Annotated in this window: 5 protein-coding genes (1 of these 5 only partly in view); 2 read left to right on the top strand and 3 right to left on the bottom strand. The window is 61.5% G+C overall.

The window, feature by feature from the left end:
• Both ACA074_RS09395 and ACA074_RS09400 read left to right on the top strand, forming a co-directional pair.
• Nucleotides 1-12,206, top strand: partial view of a non-ribosomal peptide synthase/polyketide synthase gene (locus ACA074_RS09395; RefSeq protein ID WP_497678840.1) — the 3' portion only. 2,785 nt of this gene lie to the left of the window's left edge; 12,206 of the gene's 14,991 nt are visible here — the last part of the coding sequence; the start codon falls outside the window, past its left edge; the stop codon is at nt 12,204-12,206.
• Nucleotides 12,207-12,270: 64 nt separating this feature from the next.
• On the top strand, nt 12,271-13,230 hold the full coding sequence (locus tag ACA074_RS09400; protein WP_497678841.1) for an alpha/beta hydrolase: 960 nt from the start codon (nt 12,271-12,273) through the stop codon (nt 13,228-13,230).
• Nucleotides 13,231-14,138: 908 nt separating this feature from the next.
• Here the strand turns inward: ACA074_RS09400 and ACA074_RS09405 are convergent.
• The 3 genes from ACA074_RS09405 to pvdO form a co-directional block, all read right to left on the bottom strand.
• Complete coding sequence (locus ACA074_RS09405) at nt 14,139-16,598, bottom strand: TonB-dependent siderophore receptor (protein ID WP_401265577.1); 2,460 nt, start codon at nt 16,596-16,598, stop codon at nt 14,139-14,141.
• Between the two features lie 117 nt (nt 16,599-16,715).
• On the bottom strand, nt 16,716-18,365 hold the full coding sequence (locus ACA074_RS09410) for a cyclic peptide export ABC transporter (protein WP_497678842.1): 1,650 nt from the start codon (nt 18,363-18,365) through the stop codon (nt 16,716-16,718).
• Between the two features lie 146 nt (nt 18,366-18,511).
• Nucleotides 18,512-19,420, bottom strand: a complete 909-nt coding sequence (pvdO, locus tag ACA074_RS09415) for a dihydropyoverdine dehydrogenase (protein ID WP_497678843.1) — start codon at nt 19,418-19,420, stop codon at nt 18,512-18,514.
• Between the last annotated feature and the right edge of the window lie 15 nt (nt 19,421-19,435).

Here is a 19,435-nt window from a genome sequence, read left to right on the forward strand (position 1 = left end):
TCGACAGCGTGCGCGAAACCGTCGTGGTCGCGCAGGATGGCCCGACCGGCCCGCAACTGGTGGGCTACGTGGTGCCATCGGCGAGCGATGTTTCAGAGGCCGATCTACGCGCCGCGCTCAAGGCCAGCCTGAAGGCTGAACTGCCGGAATACATGGTGCCGGCGCACCTGCTGTTCCTCGCGCAACTGCCGCTGACCCCCAATGGCAAAGTCGACCGCAAGGCCCTGCCGGCGCCCGATGCCAGCCAATTGCAATCGACCTACAGCGCGCCGCAGACCGCCACCCAGCACACCGTCGCCGAGATCTGGCAAGCGGTGCTGAAACTCGATCGCGTGGGCCTCGGCGATAACTTCTTCGAACTGGGCGGCCACTCGTTGTTGGTCACGCAAGTGGTCTCACGGGTGCGTCAGGCGCTGAACGTTCAGGTGCCGCTGCGTACGCTGTTTGAACACAGCACGCTGGAAGATTTCGTCGCCGCGCTCGGTGTTGATCAGGCGCATCAGGAGCCGCCGATTGTCGCGTTGCCGCGCCTGCAACCGCTGGCGCTTTCGTATGCTCAGGAACGTCAATGGTTCCTCTGGCAACTGGAACCGACCAGCACCGCCTATCACGTACCGGCGGCGTTGCGTTTGCGTGGTGAGCTGGATCTGCCGGCGTTGCAGCGCAGCTTCGATACCCTGATCGAGCGCCACGAATCCCTGCGCACCTGCTTCGTCGAAGAGCAGGGCCAGACCCTGCAAGTGATTCAGGCCCATGGAACGCTGGATCTGCACGTGCAGGACGTTGCCGCCGATCTGGATGAGGCCGCGCTGCAAGCGCTGGTCGCCGAAGAAACCCTGCACCTGTTCAATCTTCAAAAAGGCCCGCTGCTGCGGCTCAAATTGTTGCGTCTGGCCGCTGACGACCACGCACTGGTTATCACCTTGCACCACATCGTCTCCGATGGCTGGTCGATGACCGTCATGGTTGATGAGCTGGTGGCGTTGTACGCCGCTTACAGCCAGGGTAAGACCGTGCAACTGCCAGCGCTGCCGGTGCAATACGCGGACTACGCCGTGTGGCAAAAGCAGTGGATGGACGCCGGTGAACGCGAGCGTCAGTTGAGCTATTGGACTGCGCAACTGGGTGACGGTGATCAGCCGCTGCTGGAACTACCGACCGACCGCCCACGTCCGCCCGAACAAAGCTATCGCGGTGCCCGTCGCGACATCCCGCTGAGTCTGGAGCTGGCGACTGCGCTCAAGCAGGTTGCCCAGCGTGAAAACGTCACGCTGTTCGCACTGTTGCTGGCGTCGTTCCAGACCTTGCTGCATCGCTACAGCGGTCAGGCCGACATCCGCGTCGGCGTGCCGGTGGCCAACCGCAACCGGGTCGAGACTGAAGGGCTGATTGGCTTCTTCGTCAACACGCAAGTGCTGAAAGCCGAATTCGACAGTCAGCAGACCTTCCGCAGCCTGCTCCAGCAAGTGAAAAACACCGTGCTCGGCGCACAGGCGCATCAGGATCTGCCGTTCGAACAACTGGTCGATGCGCTGCAACCGGAGCGCAGCCTCAGTCACAGTCCGTTGTTCCAGGTGCTGCACAACCACCAGAGCCAAGCCCGTCAGGCACAAGGCGCCACGCGCTTGCCGAACATCGAGATTGCAGGCCTGAGCTGGGCGTCGAACACCGCGCAGTTCGATCTGACCCTGAACACCTTCGAGTCCACCGACAACGTCTGGGCCGAGCTGACCTACGCTACCGACCTGTTCGACGCACCGACCATCGCGCGCCTGTCGCAACACTGGACGAATCTGCTGCAAGGCATCGTCGCCGACAGCGGCCAGCGCATCGCCGACCTGCCGCTGCACGACGCCGCCGAGCGTGCGGCGACCTTGCTGCAATGGAACCCGGCCGTGGCCGATTTTTCGAGCGAGCAGTGCCTGCATCAGCTGATAGAAGCCCAGGCTGCCCGCGCACCGCAAGCGATTGCCGTGACCTGTGCCGGGCAATGCCTGACTTACGGCGAACTCAACAGCCGCGCCAATCAGTTGGCCCACCAATTGATCGCCAGCGGTGTCGCCCCCGATGTGCGCGTCGGTCTGGCGGTGGAGCGCAGCCTCGACATGCTGATCGGGCTGCTGGCGATCCTCAAGGCCGGCGGCGCTTACGTGCCGCTTGACCCGAGCTACCCGGAAGAACGCCTGAGCTACATGATCGGCGACAGCAGCATCTCGCTGCTGCTGACCCAAAGTCATTTGCTCGGTCGCCTGCCGGTGCCGGACTCGGTCCGCAGCTTGATGCTTGATCAGGAGCGCGACGGTCTCGAAGGCTACAGCGACAATAATCCGCTAGTCAGCATGAGCCCGGACAACCTGGCTTACGTGATCTACACCTCCGGTTCCACCGGCCAGCCGAAAGGCACGTTGCTGGCTCATCGCAACGTGCTGCGTCTGTTCGAAGCCACGGGGGCGTGGTTCGATTTTGGCTCGGCCGATGTCTGGAGCCTGTTCCACTCCTACGCCTTCGACTTCTCGGTGTGGGAGATCTTCGGTGCGCTGCTCTACGGCGGCAAACTGGTGGTGGTGCCTTACGAGGTCAGCCGTTCGCCGGAAGATTTTTACGCCTTGCTCTGCCGCGAAGGCATCACCGTGCTCAACCAGACGCCGTCGGCGTTCAAGCAATTGATGCAAGTGGCGTGCGCCCCGGAACACGCCGCGCAACAGCCGTCGCTGCGTTACGTGGTGTTCGGTGGCGAGGCGCTGGAGGTCAAGAGCCTGCGCCCGTGGTTCGAGCGTTTTGGCGATCAGGCGCCGCAACTGATCAACATGTACGGGATTACCGAAACCACCGTGCACGTGACCTACCGGCCGATTTCGCTGGCCGATCTGCAAGGCGATGTCGGCAGCCCGATCGGCGAGCCGATTCCGGATCTGTCGTGGTACTTGCTCGACGGTGATCTGAACCCGGTCGCCAAAGGCTGTATCGGTGAGCTGTACATCGGGCGCGCCGGCCTGGCGCGGGGTTATCTGAACCGTGCGGATCTGACCACCCTGCGTTTCATTCCCGATCCGTTTGCCGCTGATGGCGGGCGTCTGTACCGCACCGGTGACCTGGCGCGTTACCGCGCTGACGGGGTCATCGAATACGTCGGGCGCATCGACCATCAGGTGAAGATTCGCGGATTCCGTATCGAACTCGGCGAGATCGAAGCGCAATTGCTGGAACAAGCCGCCGTGCGCCAAGCCGTGGTGCTCGCGCAACCGGGCCTCAGTGGTCAGCAACTGGTGGCGTATCTGGTGCCAGACGATGTCGCGCTGCTCGACGCCAGCCCGGCCGAACAAGGCCTGTGGCGTGACAAAGTGCGTGCCGAACTCAAGGAAAACTTGCCGGATCACATGATCCCTGCGCACCTGTTGCTGCTGGCGCAACTGCCGCTGACCGCCAACGGCAAACTCAACCGCAGCGCGTTGCCGTCCCCGGATGCCAGTCAGGCGCAGCAGGCGTATCAAGCGCCGCAAAGTGAGCTGGAACAGCGTTTGGCGGCGATCTGGCAAGACGTGCTGAAACTGCCGCAAGTGGGCCTCAACGATAACTTCTTCGAACTGGGCGGCGACTCGATCATTTCGATTCAAGTGGTCAGCCGTGCTCGTCAGGCCGGCATTCGCCTCAATCCCAAAGACCTGTTCCAGCACCAGACCGTGCAACGTCTGGCGCTGGTCGCGCAACTGGGCGAGGACGAGTCGAGTATCGATCAACAAGCGGTGACAGGCGCGGCTTTGCTACTGCCGATTCAGCAGCAGTTTTTCGAAGATGACATCCCTGAACGTCACCACTGGAACCAGTCGGTGCTGCTCAAGCCACGTCAGCCTCTGGACGCTGAAAAGCTCGAGCAAGTGCTGCGCGCGCTGGTGGCCCATCACGATGCCTTGCGCCTGAATTTCACTCAGCGCGATGGCGCGTGGCAGGCCGAGCACCGGGTGGTGGAAGCCCCATCGCAAAACCTGCTGTGGCAGGAAGACGTCGCTGATGCCGCCGCCCTTGAAGCCCTGGGCAACCGCGCCCAGCGCAGCCTTGATCTGCAAAACGGGCCGTTGCTGCGTGCGGTGTTGGCGACCCTGGCCGACGGCACTCAACGTTTGCAGTTGGTGATTCATCACCTGGCGGTGGACGGGGTGTCGTGGCGGATTTTGCTCGAAGACCTGCAAAACGCGTATCAGCAATTGCTCAATGGTCAGCCGTTGAGCCTGCCGTCCAAGACCAGCGCCTTCAAGGACTGGAGCGAGCAATTGCAGCGCTACGCCAACAGCCCGGTGTTGCAGCAAGAGCTGGCGTACTGGCAGGCCTGCCTCAGCGATGTCAGCACTGATCTGCCGTGCAAGCGCGTGGACGCCGGTCAGCAAAACCGGTTGGCGCAAACCGTGCAGACACGTCTGAGCGCCGATTTGACCCGACAACTGCTGCAGGAAGCCCCGGCGGCTTACCGCACGCAGGTCAATGACCTGTTGCTGACGGCGCTGGCGCGAGTCATCGGCCGCTGGAGCGGGCAGGCGTCGACGCTGATTCAGCTCGAAGGCCATGGTCGCGAAGAGCTGTTCGACGGGGTCGATCTGACCCGCACCATCGGTTGGTTCACCAGCCTGTTCCCGGTGCGCCTGACCCCGGCGGCGACGGCGGGCGAGTCGATCAAACAGATCAAGGAGCAACTGCGCTCGATCCCCGACAAAGGCATCGGTTTCGGCGCGCTGCGCCACCTCGGTGATGCACAGGCACAGCAGAGCTTGCGCGCCATGCCGACACCGCGCATAACCTTCAACTATCTCGGTCAGTTCGACGGCAGTTTCGACGGCGATGCCACCGCGCTGTTCGTGCCGGCACCGGACAATGCCGGTCTCGATCAGAGCCCGGACGCACCGCTGGGCAACTGGCTGACCCTCAACGGTCAGGTGTATGGCGGCGAACTGCGGGTGGGTTGGACGTTCAGCAGCGAACGTTTCGACAGCGCGGTCATTGAAGCGCTGGCGGCGGATTACGCCGAGGAACTGGCCGTGTTGATCGGCCATTGCCTGACCCCGGGCATCGAAGGCCTGACCCCGTCGGACTTCCCCTTGGCTGGCCTGACTCAGGCGCAACTCGACGGCTTGCCATGGCCGGCGCCGCAGATTGCCGACGTTTATCCGCTTTCGGCGATGCAGCAGGGCATGTTGTTCCACAGCCTTTACGAACAGGCCACTGGCGATTACATCAACCAGGTGCGCCTCGACGTCGAAGGCCTCGACCCGCAACGCTTCCAGCAAGCCTGGCAAGCGGCGGTGGATAACCACGACATCCTGCGCACCAGTTTTGTCTGGCAGGGTGAACTGGCGCGTCCGGTGCAAGTGGTGCACAAGCAACTGGACATGCCGTTCAGCGTGCTCGACTGGCGCGAACGCGGCGATGGCCAGAGCGAATTGAATGCACTGGCCGCCGCTGAGCAGGCGCAAGGTTTCGACCTGAGTAAGGGGCCGTTGCTGCGCATGGTCGTGGTGCGTCTGGATGACCAGCGTTGTCATCTGATCTACACCAACCATCACATCCTGATGGACGGCTGGAGCAATTCGCAGTTGCTCGGCGAAGTGCTGCAACGCTACAGCGGCATTGCTCAACCGGCACTGGCCGGGCGTTATCGCGATTACATCGAATGGCTGCAACGTCAGGACGTGCAGGCCAGCGAGCACTACTGGACTGCGCAACTGGCCGACTTGCAGGCGCCGACCCTGCTGGCGCAGGCGTTGCAGGCACAACGCGGGGATGCGTCGCGGGACGGGCATGGCGAGCACTTCTGTGTTGTCGATGCCGAGCAGACCCGTCGTCTGGGCGAGTTCGCCCGCCAGCAAAAAGTCACGCTCAACACACTGATTCAGGCGGCGTGGTTGCTGCTGTTGCAGCGCTTGACCGGTCAACAGAGCGTCGCGTTCGGCGCCACGGTGGCGGGGCGTCCGACTGAACTCAAAGGTGTCGAGCAGCAGATCGGCCTGTTCATCAACACCTTGCCGGTGATCGCCAGCCCCCGCGCGCAATCGAGCGTTGCTGAGTGGTTGCAGAGCGTACAGGCGCAGAACCTGGCCCTGCGCGAGCATGAACACACGCCGTTGTTCGACATTCAACGTTGGGCCGCGCGCAATGGTGAAGCGCTGTTCGACAACATTCTGGTGTTCGAGAACTACCCGGTGTCCGAGGCGCTGGAGCAGGGCGCACCGCAGGAATTGCGCTTTGGCGAGATCAACAACCATGAACAGACCAACTACCCGCTGACCTTGCTGGTGCACTTGAGCGACGAGTTGTCGATGCACTTCAGCTACCAGTGCGAAAGTTTCGCGGCGCACAGCGTGGCGCAGTTGGGTGAGTTCTTGCAGCGCTTGCTCGGGCAGATGAGCGAGTCGGGCGAGCGTTCGCTGAGTGAGTTGAACCTGATCGAAAGCGTGCCGAGCGTCGCTGCCGATTTCGTCACCGAGCTGTGCATTCATCAGGGCATTGCTCGTCAGGTGACGGCCACCCCGGATGCATTGGCGGTGACTTTCGGCAGCAATCAGCTGACTTACGCTGAGCTCGACGCGCAAGCCAATCGTCTGGCGCACAAGCTGATCGAGTTGGGTGTCGGCCCGGAAGTGCGGGTGGGCGTGGCGATGCCGCGTTCCGAGCAGTTGCTTATCGCCTTGCTGGCGGTGCTGAAGGCCGGTGGCGCCTACGTGCCGCTGGACCCGGATTACCCGGCGGATCGCGTTGCTTACATGCTCGACGACAGCGGTGCGCGGGTGTTGCTGACCGAGCAAGCGGTCGCCGTGACCCTGAGTGTGCCGAGCGATACCCAAACGCTGCTGCTGGATCAGGTGTCGTTGAGTGGTTATCCGAGCAGTGCACCGCAAACATCGGTCGCGCCGGACAACCTCGCTTACGTGATCTACACCTCCGGCTCCACCGGCAAACCCAAAGGCGTGGCGATTACCCATCGCAACGTCATGGCGCTGATCGACTGGTCGGCCAAGGTTTACAGCCGCGATGACATCCAAGGTGTGCTGGCTTCGACGTCGGTGTGCTTCGATCTGTCGGTGTGGGAGCTGTTTGTCACGTTGGCCAACGGTGGTTCGCTGATCATCGCGCGCAATGCGTTGGAGCTGCCTCAACTGGCAGCCCGCGACCAGGTGAGCCTGATCAACAGCGTGCCGTCAGCCATTGCTGCATTGCAACGCGCGGGGCAGATTCCGTCGAGCGTGCGGATCATCAATCTGGCGGGTGAACCGCTGAAACAAGGCATGGTGGATGCGCTGTATCAGCAGTCGACCGTCGAGCACGTTTTCGACCTGTACGGCCCGTCGGAGGACACCACCTATTCGACCTGGACTCGCCGCAGTGCCGGTGGTCAGGCGAGGATCGGTCGTGCCCTCGACCACAGCGCCAGTCACTTGCTCGACGCCGATTTGCACGTTGTCCCGCAAGGGGTTTCGGCTGAGCTGTACCTGTCTGGTGCCGGCATCACTCGCGGCTATCTGGGCCGTGCGGCGATGACCGCCGAGCGGTTTGTGCCTAACCCACTCGCCGCCAATGGCGAGCGCATGTACCGCACCGGCGACCTGATCCGCGAGCGCGAAGAGGGCGATCTGGAGTACATGGGGCGCATCGACCATCAGGTGAAAATTCGCGGCCTGCGTATCGAACTGGGCGAAATCGAAGCGCGTCTGGTGGCGCACGTCGCCGTGCGTGAAGCCGTGGTCGTGGCCAGTGAAGTGCTGGGCAGCCAACAATTGATCGCCTATCTGGTGCCGAGCGATCCGGTGATTGTCGATGCCAGCGCTGAACAGCAACGTGAACTGCACGACGATCTCGGCACTTGGCTGGGTGCAACCCTGCCGGATTACATGGTGCCGACTCACCGTCTGTGGCTGGCGCAACTGCCGCTGACCCCCAACGGCAAGATTGATCGCAAGCGCTTACCGGCGTTGGAACTCACGGCGGCGCAACAACACGTCGAACCGGTCAACGCCACCGAGCAGGCGCTGGTGGACATCTGGAAAGACGTGCTGGGCCTGGCGCAGGTCAGCACCACCGACAGCTTCTTCGCCCTCGGCGGGGACTCGATCATCTCGATTCAAGTGGTCAGCCGTGCCCGTCAGCAAGGCCTGGAACTGAGCCCGAAAGACCTGTTCCAGCACCCGACCATCGAGCAACTGGCGCAACGCGTCGCAAGCACCTCAGACGTACCGGTGGCAGCGCTGATCGACATGCCTCTGCACGGCTTGAGTGATGCGCAAATCGCGCAATTACCGCTGCCGCAGGATCAGTTGGCAGGGCTTTATCGCCTGTCGCCGATGCAGCAGGGCATGCTGTTCCTCGGCCTGAATTCGCCGGAATCGGATCTGTACGTCAACCAGTTGAGTGTGCCGGTGCAAGGCCTTGATCCCCTGCGCCTGAAAGCCGCTTGGGCAACGGTCAGCCGTCGCCACGACATCCTGCGCACCGGTTTTCTCTGGCAGGACATGGCCGAGCCGCTGCAATTCGTGCTCGCTGACCCGCAGTTGCCGATCAGCCTGCTTGACTGGCGCGAACAGGATCACTCGGCCGAAGCCTTGCAGGCGCTGGCGGATAGCGAGCGGGCCAAGGGCTTCGATCTCGACCAGCCACCGCTGCAACGGTTGGCGCTGGTGCGGGTAGATGAGGACAGCTATCAGCTGATCTGGACCTACCACCACATCCTGATCGACGGCTGGAGCAGTTCGCAGTTGATCGGCGAAGTGCTGAGCCAGTATTCCGGCAAGCCGCTGGCCGACGCCGTTCCATATCGCCGCTACATCAACTGGCTGCAACAGCAGGACGCCAACGCCAGCGAAGGGTTCTGGCGTCAGCATTTGAACCTGCTCGACGAACCGACCTATCTGGCCGACGCCGTCACGCGTACTGGCAGCGGTCGTGGTCACGAGGCGCTTTACAGCCGCTTGGGTGAGCAGCGCACCGAACAGCTCAAGGCTTTTGCGCAAGCTCAGCAAGTCACGCTGAACACCTTGGTGCAGGGCGCATGGCTGATGCTGCTCAGCCGTTACAGCGGTCAACGCTGCGTGGCCTTCGGCGCCACGGTGGCGGGGCGTCCGGCGAGTCTGCCGGCGTCGGAATCGATCCTTGGCCTGTTCATCAATACGTTGCCGGTGATCAAGGACGTGCCGGCCGAGCAAGCGGTGGGGCCGTGGCTGCGTGAGTTGCAGGACTTCAACCTGGAAATGCGAGAGCGCGAGTACACCCCGCTGACCGACGTCCAGCGTTGGGGCGGCCGCGCCGGGCAGTCGCTGTTCGACAGCATCATCGTGTTCGAGAATCACCCGATCGACCAGGCATTGCGCGAATGGCGCGACGACTCGCTGAAGTTCGGCGAGATCAATAACTCTGGCCTGACCAACTTCCCGATGGACTTGATGGTCACGCTCGAAGAAGGTCTGGTGATCGAGTACATGTTCCTGCGCGAGCATTTCGACCGGGCGACGGTGGAAGGCATCCGCAGCAACATGGAAGGCCTGCTCGTTGCGTTGACGGAAGATGCCGCGCAACCGCTGGGCCGCATCGGTCTGCCGACCGGCCATGCATGCATCGCGCAGGCTTTGCCGGCTCCTTCGCAAGAACCGGCAGTGCACCAGCGCATCGCACAATGGGCACAAGCGCATGCAGGCCAAACTGCATTGATCTTCAATGGCGAGACCTTCAGCTACGGCCAGATCGAGGCCCGGGCCAATCGTCTGGCCCATGCGCTGATCGCCGAAGGTGTCGGCCCGGAAATCCGCGTCGGTGTGGCCCTGCCACGCAGCGAAAACATGATCGTCGCGCTGTTGGCGGTGCTCAAGGCCGGAGGCGCTTATGTGCCGCTGGACGCGACGTATCCGCGCGAACGTCTGAGTTATCTGATGCGCGATTCCGGCATTGCGCTGTTGCTCAGTGATTCGAGTCTGCGTCAGGTGATGCCCGCGCAGGCCAACCTGCATGTGCTGGAACTCGATCAACTGGATTTGAGCGCTCAGGCAGCGGTGGCGCCACAGGTTGCGGTGCAACCGGGCAACCTCGCCTACGTGATTTATACCTCCGGTTCCACCGGCCAGCCCAAAGGCGTCGGTGTGGCGCATGGACCGTTGGCGATGCACTGCCAGGCCATCGGCCAGCGTTACGAAATGAGCGAAGCCGACTGCGAATTGCACTTCATGTCGTTCGCGTTCGACGGCGCGCATGAGCGCTGGCTGACCACCCTGACGCATGGCGGGCGCCTGCTGATCCGTGATGACAGCCTGTGGACGGCCGAGCAGACCTACAACGCTCTGCATGAGCATGGCGTGACCGTGGCGGCGTTCCCTCCGGTGTACTTGCAGCAACTGGCCGAGCACGCCGAACAGCACGGTAACCCGCCGCCGGTACGGATCTACTGCTTCGGCGGTGATGCGGTGCCGGTGGCGAGTTTCGAATTGGCCAAACGGGCACTGAAACCGCACTACATCATCAATGGCTACGGCCCGACCGAAACCGTGGTGACGCCGCTGATCTGGAAGGCCAGTGCTGACGATCAGTGCGGTGCGGCCTACGCGCCGATCGGCAGTGTGGTCGGTGAGCGCAGCGGTTATGTGCTCGATGCCGACCTAAATCCGCTGCCGGCCGGCATTGCCGGTGAGCTGTACCTCGGTGGCGCGTTGGCTCGCGGTTATCTGGGACGTGCCGGCGGCACTGCGGAGCGCTTCGTTGCCAACCCGTTCAGCGCCGATGGCAGTCGCCTGTACCGTACCGGCGACCTGGTGCGCCAGCGTGAGGACGGCACCGTCGACTACCTGGGACGAATCGACCACCAAGTGAAAATCCGTGGTTTCCGCATCGAGCTGGGTGAAGTCGAGGCGCGTCTCAAGCAGCAGCCGGGCGTGCGTGACGCCGCCGTGGTGGCCCGCGAGGGTGTCAGCGGCAAGCAACTGCTCGGCTATGTGCTGGCTGCTTCCGATACACCGGCAGACGGTTTGTGCGAACGCTTGCGCGAGCAACTCAAGGCCAGCCTGCCGGATTACATGGTGCCTGCGCATTTGATGGTGCTTGAGCGCATGCCGCTGACGCCGAACGGCAAACTCGACCGCAAGGCCCTGCCGAACCCGGACGCTGAACAGCGTCTGGTGTACGTGGAACCACGCACTGAGCTGGAAAAAGCCTTGGCGAAGATCTGGCAGGACGTGCTGAAAATCGAGCGCGTCGGGCTCACCGACAACTTCTTCGAACTGGGCGGCGATTCGATCCTCAGTCTGCAAGTCGTGGCCCGCAGCCGTGTACTCAAGGCCCAGGGCCTGAGCCTGAAACTGCGCGACCTGATGCAGAAACCGAGCATCGCCGAACTGGTGGCCAGCGTGCAGGGCGCTGCTGAAAAAACTTCCGGGCTGCTGGCGATGAACGCTGAGGTCAAGGGTGTTGCGCCGCTGTTCTGCATTCACGCGGGCTTCGGCACGGTGTTCGACTACGAGCCATTGGCGCGCCGCTTGGGCGGTCGCCGTCAGGTGTTGGCGATTCAGTCGCGGATGTTGCTCGATCCGGCTTTCAACGATGTTTCGTTGCAGGACATGGCCAGCAATTACGTCGCGCAGATCCGCGAGAAACAGCCGCACGGGCCTTACCATCTCTTGGGCTGGTCGCTGGGCGGGACGTTGGCGATGTTGATGGCCGCACAATTCGAACAGGCCGGGCAGACGGTCAAGTTCATCGGTCTGGTGGACAGCTTCGTGCCATCCGCCAAGGTCAACGAAGGGGCGGTGGATGATTGGCAGGCCGATCTGCGTGACTTCCTGCGGGTGACCCTGCCGGACGCCGCGCTGGGCTTGAGCATCGACGACGAAGAAACGCCGCAGAACCTGCGTGCATTGTTCGCCGCGGCCATAAGCGCCGAACGCAGCGCCTCAACCTACGTGGCACTGGGCGCCGATGAACTGGCCCATGTGTTCAGCGTGGCGCGCCGGCTCAAGCAACTGTCGTTGCAACTGGATCGCTGTGCACCGCTGGTGGTCAATCCGATCTGCTGGTGGACCCTGGGGCGCGAAGAGGAGGCGATGGAACTGGCGGTGCAACTCGAACAGCCAGGCATGGGCGGCGAATGGCTCGATTGCGGGCACTTCCAGATCCCGCGCGATGAAACTTTCCTCTCCGAGGCTGAAGAAATGCTCGGCGAGATCGTTGAACCAGTAGCCATGTCCTGAACTTGCTCTGAACTTGAAAAACCGCTCGGGCGCCTGATGGCGTTCGACCGGTCTGGAGATTTGAATGTCGTTGAACCCTGATATCGCCGCGTTTCTGCAACTGGTCGGCAACGGCCGGGCCAGTGGCAAGCGCGTCGGCATGCATGAGCTGAGCCCGGCACAAGCCCGTGAACAATTCGATCAATCGTCGTTGTTGATGGATGCCGGTGGTGAAGAGCTGCAAGTGGTGAATGAACTGCAATTGCCCGTGCGCGACGGCACGCGCCTCAACGCACGGATTTACAGCAATCAGCCTTTGAATGCAGGTGCCGGTCGCCCGGCGCTGTTGTATTTCCATGGCGGCGGTTACGTGGTCGGCAGTCTCGATTCCCATGATTCGCTGTGCCGGGCTTTGGCTTCGATGGCTGATTGTGTGGTGCTTTCGGTGGCTTATCGCTTGGCGCCTGAGTTTCGCTTTCCAACGGCGGCCGATGATGCCTGCGATGCCTGGGATTGGCTGGTAGCCAGCGCGCAGGATCTGGGCATCGACGCCGCGCGCCTGGCAATTGCCGGTGACAGCGTCGGCGGCAGCCTGGCCACGGTACTCGCCGCACAACTGGCGGATGCCACCGTACAGCCGCGCTTGCAGGTGCTGATTTATCCGGTCACTGATGCCAGTCGCAGCACGCCTTCCATTGAGCAGTTCGGGGAAGGGTATCTGCTGGAAAAGGCTTCGCTGCAGTGGTTCTACGAGCACTATCAACGCGAGGTCAGCGATCGTCTCGATCCGCGCTTCTCGCCGTTGCTGGCAGAGGTCAGCGCGAACGTGGCGCCCGTGCTGCTGGTCTTGGCCGAGTGTGATCCGTTGCACGATGAGGGCGTGGCGTATGCGCGTCATTTGCAGGCGGCGGGGGTTGAGGTGGAATTGAAGGTGTATGAGGGTATGACCCACGATTTCATGCGTATGGGCGCGATCATTGATGAGGCTGAAGAGGCGCAGCAGCATATTGCTGAGCGCTTGGTAGAGGTGTTTGCTGTGGCTTGAAGGGATGGGTGAATATCCGTTGCTGCGGTAACGGCTGATTAGGGTTCCGCCCTTACGGCGGGTCACTTTGGCAAACGCCCCAAAGTAACCAAAGGTCTGTGCCCTGACGTACGGCCCTCGCTGTGGCTCGGGTTCCTTCGCTGCGGGATTGATCCGGGGGCATCGCCTCCGGTTTGCTTCGCTGCACCTCCTCTCGATGTGTTTGGCTGCGCCAAACGGTCGCTGCGCTCCCACCCCCGGATCAATCCCTCCACTCAGCCTGCCGACGGGGCCGGTGGATCAAGATCAAGAACTGCAGCCGAGCTAACGCTCATCCTGTTGACGGGTGTTTGGATTTTTTGTTGGGTTTGCCACGCTATTTGAACGGAAAAACGGTCCGATTTGTGGGCTTTTCAGATTCGAATTCAGCTCTATGTTTTGCCGTTGCCAACTGATTTCGAAAACCTCGATAGGGGCGATATCGCAGATCGCCTCACCCGCTCCACCCCCACTGAACAGGATGAGCGTTAGCTCGGCTGCAGTTCTTGATCTTGCCGTGCTGGCCCCTTCGGCAGGCTGAGTGGAGGGATTGCTCCGGGGATTAGGCGCGAAGCGCCGTTTGGCGAAGCCAAACACATCGAGAGGAGGTGCAGCGAAGCAAACCGGAGGCGATGTCCCCGGATCGATTCCGTAACGAAGGAACCCCGAGCTCCAGCGAGCGGGCCGAACGCCGGGGCCCAGCCTTTTGCTTACTTTTCGGCGTTTGGAAAAGTGAGTCGCTGTAAGAGCGAAACCGCCAGCCGCAACACCCGAAAAAACGGATATACACCCAAAACCCCAAGAGCATGGTCGGCCCTAAAGCCGCCAAGCCCAATTAGCTCAAAAAAAAACGCCGGCAGATGCCGGCGTTTCAGTGAGCGCAGAGCGTATTACCAGTTGTAGGTCACGTCAGCAGTCATGGTGCGGCCTTCACCGTAGTAGCAGTCGAGGGTGCTGTTGCACGCGGCAACGTATTTCTCGTCGGTGAGGTTCTGCAGGTTGGCTTGCAGCTTCACGCCTTTGATGTGCAGCGGCGATTTTTCCAGGTCGTAGGAGACCATGGCGTCATACACGGTGTAGGACGGGATCTGGAAGGAGTCCGACTCGTAGTCCGAACCGTAGCTGCTGCGCACGTAGCGTGCACCCAGACCCATACCGAAACCGGCCAGGGCAGTGGAGACATCGAAGTCGTAGTTGACCCAGGCGGACGCGGTCAGTGGTGGACGCATCGCCAGGGTGCGACCTTCGCGACCGTCGTTGTCTTTTTCCCACTTGGTCTGGTTGCGCGACACCGAAGCCAGTACGCGCAGGTTCTGGGTGACATTGACCTTGCCTTCCAGCTCGACACCACGGGAGCGCACGGTGCCGCTCTGGGTGCTGAAACCCGGATTGTCGAGGTCGGAGGTGAGCATGTTGTCCTGATCGATCTGGTAGGCCGACAACTGGATAAAGCCATCAATGAACGTCGGCTCGTACTTGATACCGACTTCGTACTGCTTGCCGGTGGTCGGTTCGAATGCGCCGCCGCTCATGTCGGTACCGGTTTGCGGCAGAAACGATTCGGCGTAGCTCACGTAAGGCGTGATGCCATTTTCGAACTCGTAGCCAAGGCCGGCACGACCGGTGAACTTCTCGTCCTTCTGGTTGCTGTGACCGCCGGTCAGTGGTTGCTTGTTGTCAGTCTCGGCGAAGTCATAACGACCGCCGAGGGTCAGGAACCACTGGTTCCAGCGCAGTTGATCCTGAGCGTACAGGCCGGTCTGGGTAATGGTGTTATCCCACTTGTACGGCTGGCGGAAGTTGATCTGGCTGCCATACACCGGGTTGTACAGGTCGATACCCGGCGCGGTGCGGTCATAGAGACCGAGGAACTTTGAGTTGGAGTGGTAGTAGTCCACGCCCAGCAGCACCGTGTGCTCGATATCGGCAGTCTTGAACTTGGCCTGGGCAATGTTATCGATGCCGTAAACCTTGTTGTGCTGCGACCAGTCCACCGCGTAACGGCTCTGGAAACTGTTGTCGTTGAGACCGGTGACCGGGTTGGTCGGGAACGAATAGCCGTGCAGCGGCGCCACGTACTGGTCGTTGACGTCGGCGTAACGAGCGTTCTGTTTCAGGGTCCAGACGTCGTTGAGTTCGTGGGCGATTTCGTAACCGACGACGAACTGTTCACGGTGGTACTTGTTCACGTCCGGTTCGCCGATGAAGCGGCTGCGGCTGATGCGCCCGTTAGAGGTGCTTTTGACCGTGCCAAAGGCTGGCAGACCTTGAGCTTCCGGTACGTCGTGATCTTTCTGGTACTGACCGAATACGGTGATGGTGGTGCGGTCATTCGGCAGCCAGGTCAGGCTTGGCGCCAGCAACATGCGGTTCTGGTTGGCGTAGTCGATGGCCGAACTGCTGTCGTTGAACACGCCGGTCAGGCGATAGAGGAATTCGCCCTGATCGTCGATCGGGCCACCGAAGTCGAAGGCACCGTATTTACGGTCATAGCTGCCGCCACCGATTTTCACTTCATGCAGCGGGGTAGCCGTCGGACGCTTGCTGACCATGTTGACGATGCCGCCTGGCTGGTTCTGCCCGTAAAGTACCGATGCCGGGCCCTTGAGCACTTCGACGCGCTCCAGGGTGTACGGGTCGATTTGCAGCGAACCGCCGGTGCTGCCGCCGCCGTATGGCATGTGCAGACCATCGAGGTACAGCGGAGTAGGGGAGAAACCACGGGAGGTCGGTTCGTCGAAAATCTTCACCCGGTCCGAGAAACCGCCGCCGGTCATGCCTGGTGTGTAAAGCAGGGCTTCGGTGACCGACTTCGAGCCGCGCATCTTGATTTCGTCTTGTGTCACGACGTTGATGGTCTGCGGGATTTCCTTGAGCGACGAATCGGTCTTGGACCCGGAGGCGCTGCGCTTGGCGACGATTCCGTCAACCGGGCCCCAGGCCGATTCCGCGGTGGCGGAAATACTGGTCGGTGCCAGATCCAGGCTTGCACCGCTGCTGCGGCCGCGCAACGCGACGTTGTTGCCCTGAACGCTGTAGGCGATGTCGGTGCCTTTGAGCAATTGCGCGATGGCGGCGGTTGGTTCCAGGTTACCGCTGACGGCGGTGCTGCGCAGACCACTCACTTCATCCGGGCTGTAAAGCACCTGAAGGTTGGTCTGGCGACCGAATTCCTGCAAGGCGCTCCCCAGCGACTGTGCAGGAATATTGATCGCCACGGCGGCGGCCTGAGCCTGACCTGCGATTGGCAAGGTCAGGGCCATGGCGCAAAGCGCTGGCAACGTGGAACGCAAGGAGCGGCGGATCAGCAGAGCCTTGGCGAGCGGGTGGAGTCCGTGCGGTGCGGGCATTGTTCTTCTACTCTTCAAAGTGTTGACTGAGAACTATTTCTATTAACTGTAAGTAAGACGTTGAGCCTTCCGAAAACCGGAAAGGCTCAACGCATTTTTTTTACAAATTTTTCACAATCAGGCGGGTTGAAGCTCAGTGACCACTTTGCCGGCGTTCATGCGCACCAGTTGGTCGGCGACATCGAAGTAACGATCGTCGTGGGAAATGACGATGATGGTCTTGCCCAGACGCTTGAGGTCAGGCAGCAGCTCGGTATAGAAAATGCGGCGGAAGGTCGGGTCCTGGTCGGCGGCCCACTCGTCGAACACCAGCACCGGCCGTTCTTCCAGCCAGGCATTGATCAGCGCCAGACGTTTGCGTTGGCCGGTCGAAAGGTCGGTGGTGGTGAATGAGCCGTCGCGCACGCTGACCTTGTGGGCGATCTCCAGACGCTGCAGATATTGGTTGGCATCTTCCGGAATATGCGTGTCGCCCTGAACCACGTCGTCGAACAGGTAGTAGTCGGCGAAGATCGTGGTGAACAACTGGCGATAGTCGTCGCGGGTCAGGGCGGTGACCACTTGATCGTTGAGGCGGATTTCACCTTGTTGCGGCGCGTACAGGCCCAGCAGCAATTTGATCAGGGTGGTCTTGCCACAACCGTTTTCGCCGACGATGAAGACGATGTCGCCCTGTTCGATTTTCAGGTTCACCGGACCGAGACGGAACGGCGTCGCGCCTTGTACGGTCGGGAAACTGTACGAGACGTTGGTCAGTTCCAGGCTGTGCACCGGTGTCTTTTTATTGCCTTGGTCGTTGAGCAGCAGGTGCGGTTCGGGCGAGGAAAACTGCTCGGACAACTCGGCGATACGACGGAACGCGATCTGCGCGCGACTGACAATCGGCAGTGCGGCAATGATGTGTTCCAGCGGACCTTTCATATACAGCAGCACCAGCACAAAACCGCTCATCACCGCTTTATCGGCGTTCGGCCACAGCGATTGCAGGCCCAGCGCCAGGCCGATCACGACGAAGAACAGCATCGAACCGAGCGTCTTGGCGATCACGAAAATATTCACCGAGCGCACTTGGGTGTCGCAGATCTTGTCCGCCGTGCCTTCAATGCCCGAGACAAACATTCGGTGCCGGCGCGGCCGATGGATGCGTAGCTCCTTGGCGCCCTCAGCGACGGCGTGGTAGCTCTTTTGCAGTTCGTCTTCGTAGTCGCGAGCCTTCATGAAGCCCTGCATGCCACGCCCGCGAGCAATGTATTGAACGACCGTACCGATCAGGATAGCGATGACTGTCAGCAGAAACATCGGCCATGACAACATCGCCAGATAGCCCATGCAGCCGAGGGCAACGGTCATCGAAATCGCTAGCGGGGCGAAGGCGAACGCAAAGTCGCTGATGGTATCGACGTCGTGGGTCAGCACCGGAATCAGACGATGACTGCGATAGCGTTCGATCTGTTCGATCGGCGCCGAGAGGACTTTTTCGCCCAGCTCCTTACGCAATTTGGCAATGATGTGTTGGCCGACATAATTGGTGCCAATGTCAGAAAAAATCGAAGTGGTCAGGGCCAGCAGGCACAGGCCGGCGAAGATCGCGACCATGGTACCGGTCAGATCGCCTTCGCTGTGCAGCACGCTGTTGATGGTCGCCAGCAATGCGGTGACGCTCAGACCGCCGACCATGCCGAGCAGGACGGAGACGGTGACGATCAGCCGAAAGGGTTTGAGCAGGGCGAACAATTCATTGATCACCCCGCGTGTTGGTTTGCTCATGGAGGTTCCCTGCTTGAAAGAGCGGCGAAGGCCGGCATCGGCTGCGGACTTCGCCTGGGTGACGTAGAAGGCGGTGGCGCGCCTTGACGGTTCGCGCCCACCTGTAAAACGACTGGCAGGACGGCTAATTTAGCCGGGTGAGGGGCTTACAGATCGCGGGCTACGCGAAACCCGATCCAGTCGCCGCGGGTATCGGTGAACGTCGCGTTACGATTGCCCGAGCGAGAGAACACCGGTGCTTCACCCCAGTCGTTGCCACGGATGCGGCGAACTTCGCATTTGCCGCTCGACCAGGCACTGCCATCGCTCGGTGCGCCGACGTAGTTTTCGTTGTAGCAGTCGGCCGTCCACTCATAGATGTTGCCGTGCATGTCGTAGACGCCAAAGGCGTTGGCCGGGAAGCTGCCGGCCGGTGCGGTGAAGTTGTAGCCGTCGCCGGCGCCGTAGGTATTGGCGTGTTTGGCGATGCTGTATTCCTTGCCTTCGTCGAACGGGAAGGGGAACGGGCCGGTGCTGCCACCACGGGCGGCGTATTCACGCAGGGATTCGCTGACCAGCCGATATTGCTGACCGGTCTTTTTCGACAGCCACGCCACGTAGGCCTCGACTTCGGGAAAGTCCATGCACACCGCTGGATGTTTGTCGGTGTACTGCTTGCGCGGGTCACTGCCCTGATAATCAGGGATGCCCGCCTTGCAGGCGCGGCCGGGGCGAGTGTCGCCGTCGGGCATCTTGTAGCCGGTGTCCTTGAGGTACGCATCCCACTCGCCACGCAGCACCTGAAAGCGGCTGATCGCCAACGGTTTGGCAAACGTCACCGGGTGCATCGGGCCTTCGTCAGGCTCGCGGCCGACTTCGTCATCCGGGGTGCCCATGGTGAAAGTGCCGGTGGGCAGTACGACCATTTCCGGGCAGTCCTTGCAGTCCTTGAATACCTTGCCCGGCGCAGGCGGGGTGGCGGCGAAGGCGGCGCCTGGCAGCAGGCCTGAGGCTAGCGCCGTCAGCACCAACGCTGGCAGGGCCTTCATGGAAAATCGACGCAGTTCACGGTTCATTGCGAGTCTCACTAA

The organism is Pseudomonas sp. LBUM1655 (assembly GCF_059716085.1).

Coding starts and splice junctions, on each gene's coding strand:
- ACA074_RS09400 (WP_497678841.1), top strand. CDS start 12,271: ATGTCGTTGAACCCTGATATCGCCGCGTTTCTGCAACTGGTCGGCAAC.
- ACA074_RS09405 (WP_401265577.1), bottom strand. CDS start 16,598: ATGCCCGCACCGCACGGACTCCACCCGCTCGCCAAGGCTCTGCTGATC.
- ACA074_RS09410 (WP_497678842.1), bottom strand. CDS start 18,365: ATGAGCAAACCAACACGCGGGGTGATCAATGAATTGTTCGCCCTGCTC.
- pvdO (WP_497678843.1), bottom strand. CDS start 19,420: ATGAACCGTGAACTGCGTCGATTTTCCATGAAGGCCCTGCCAGCGTTG.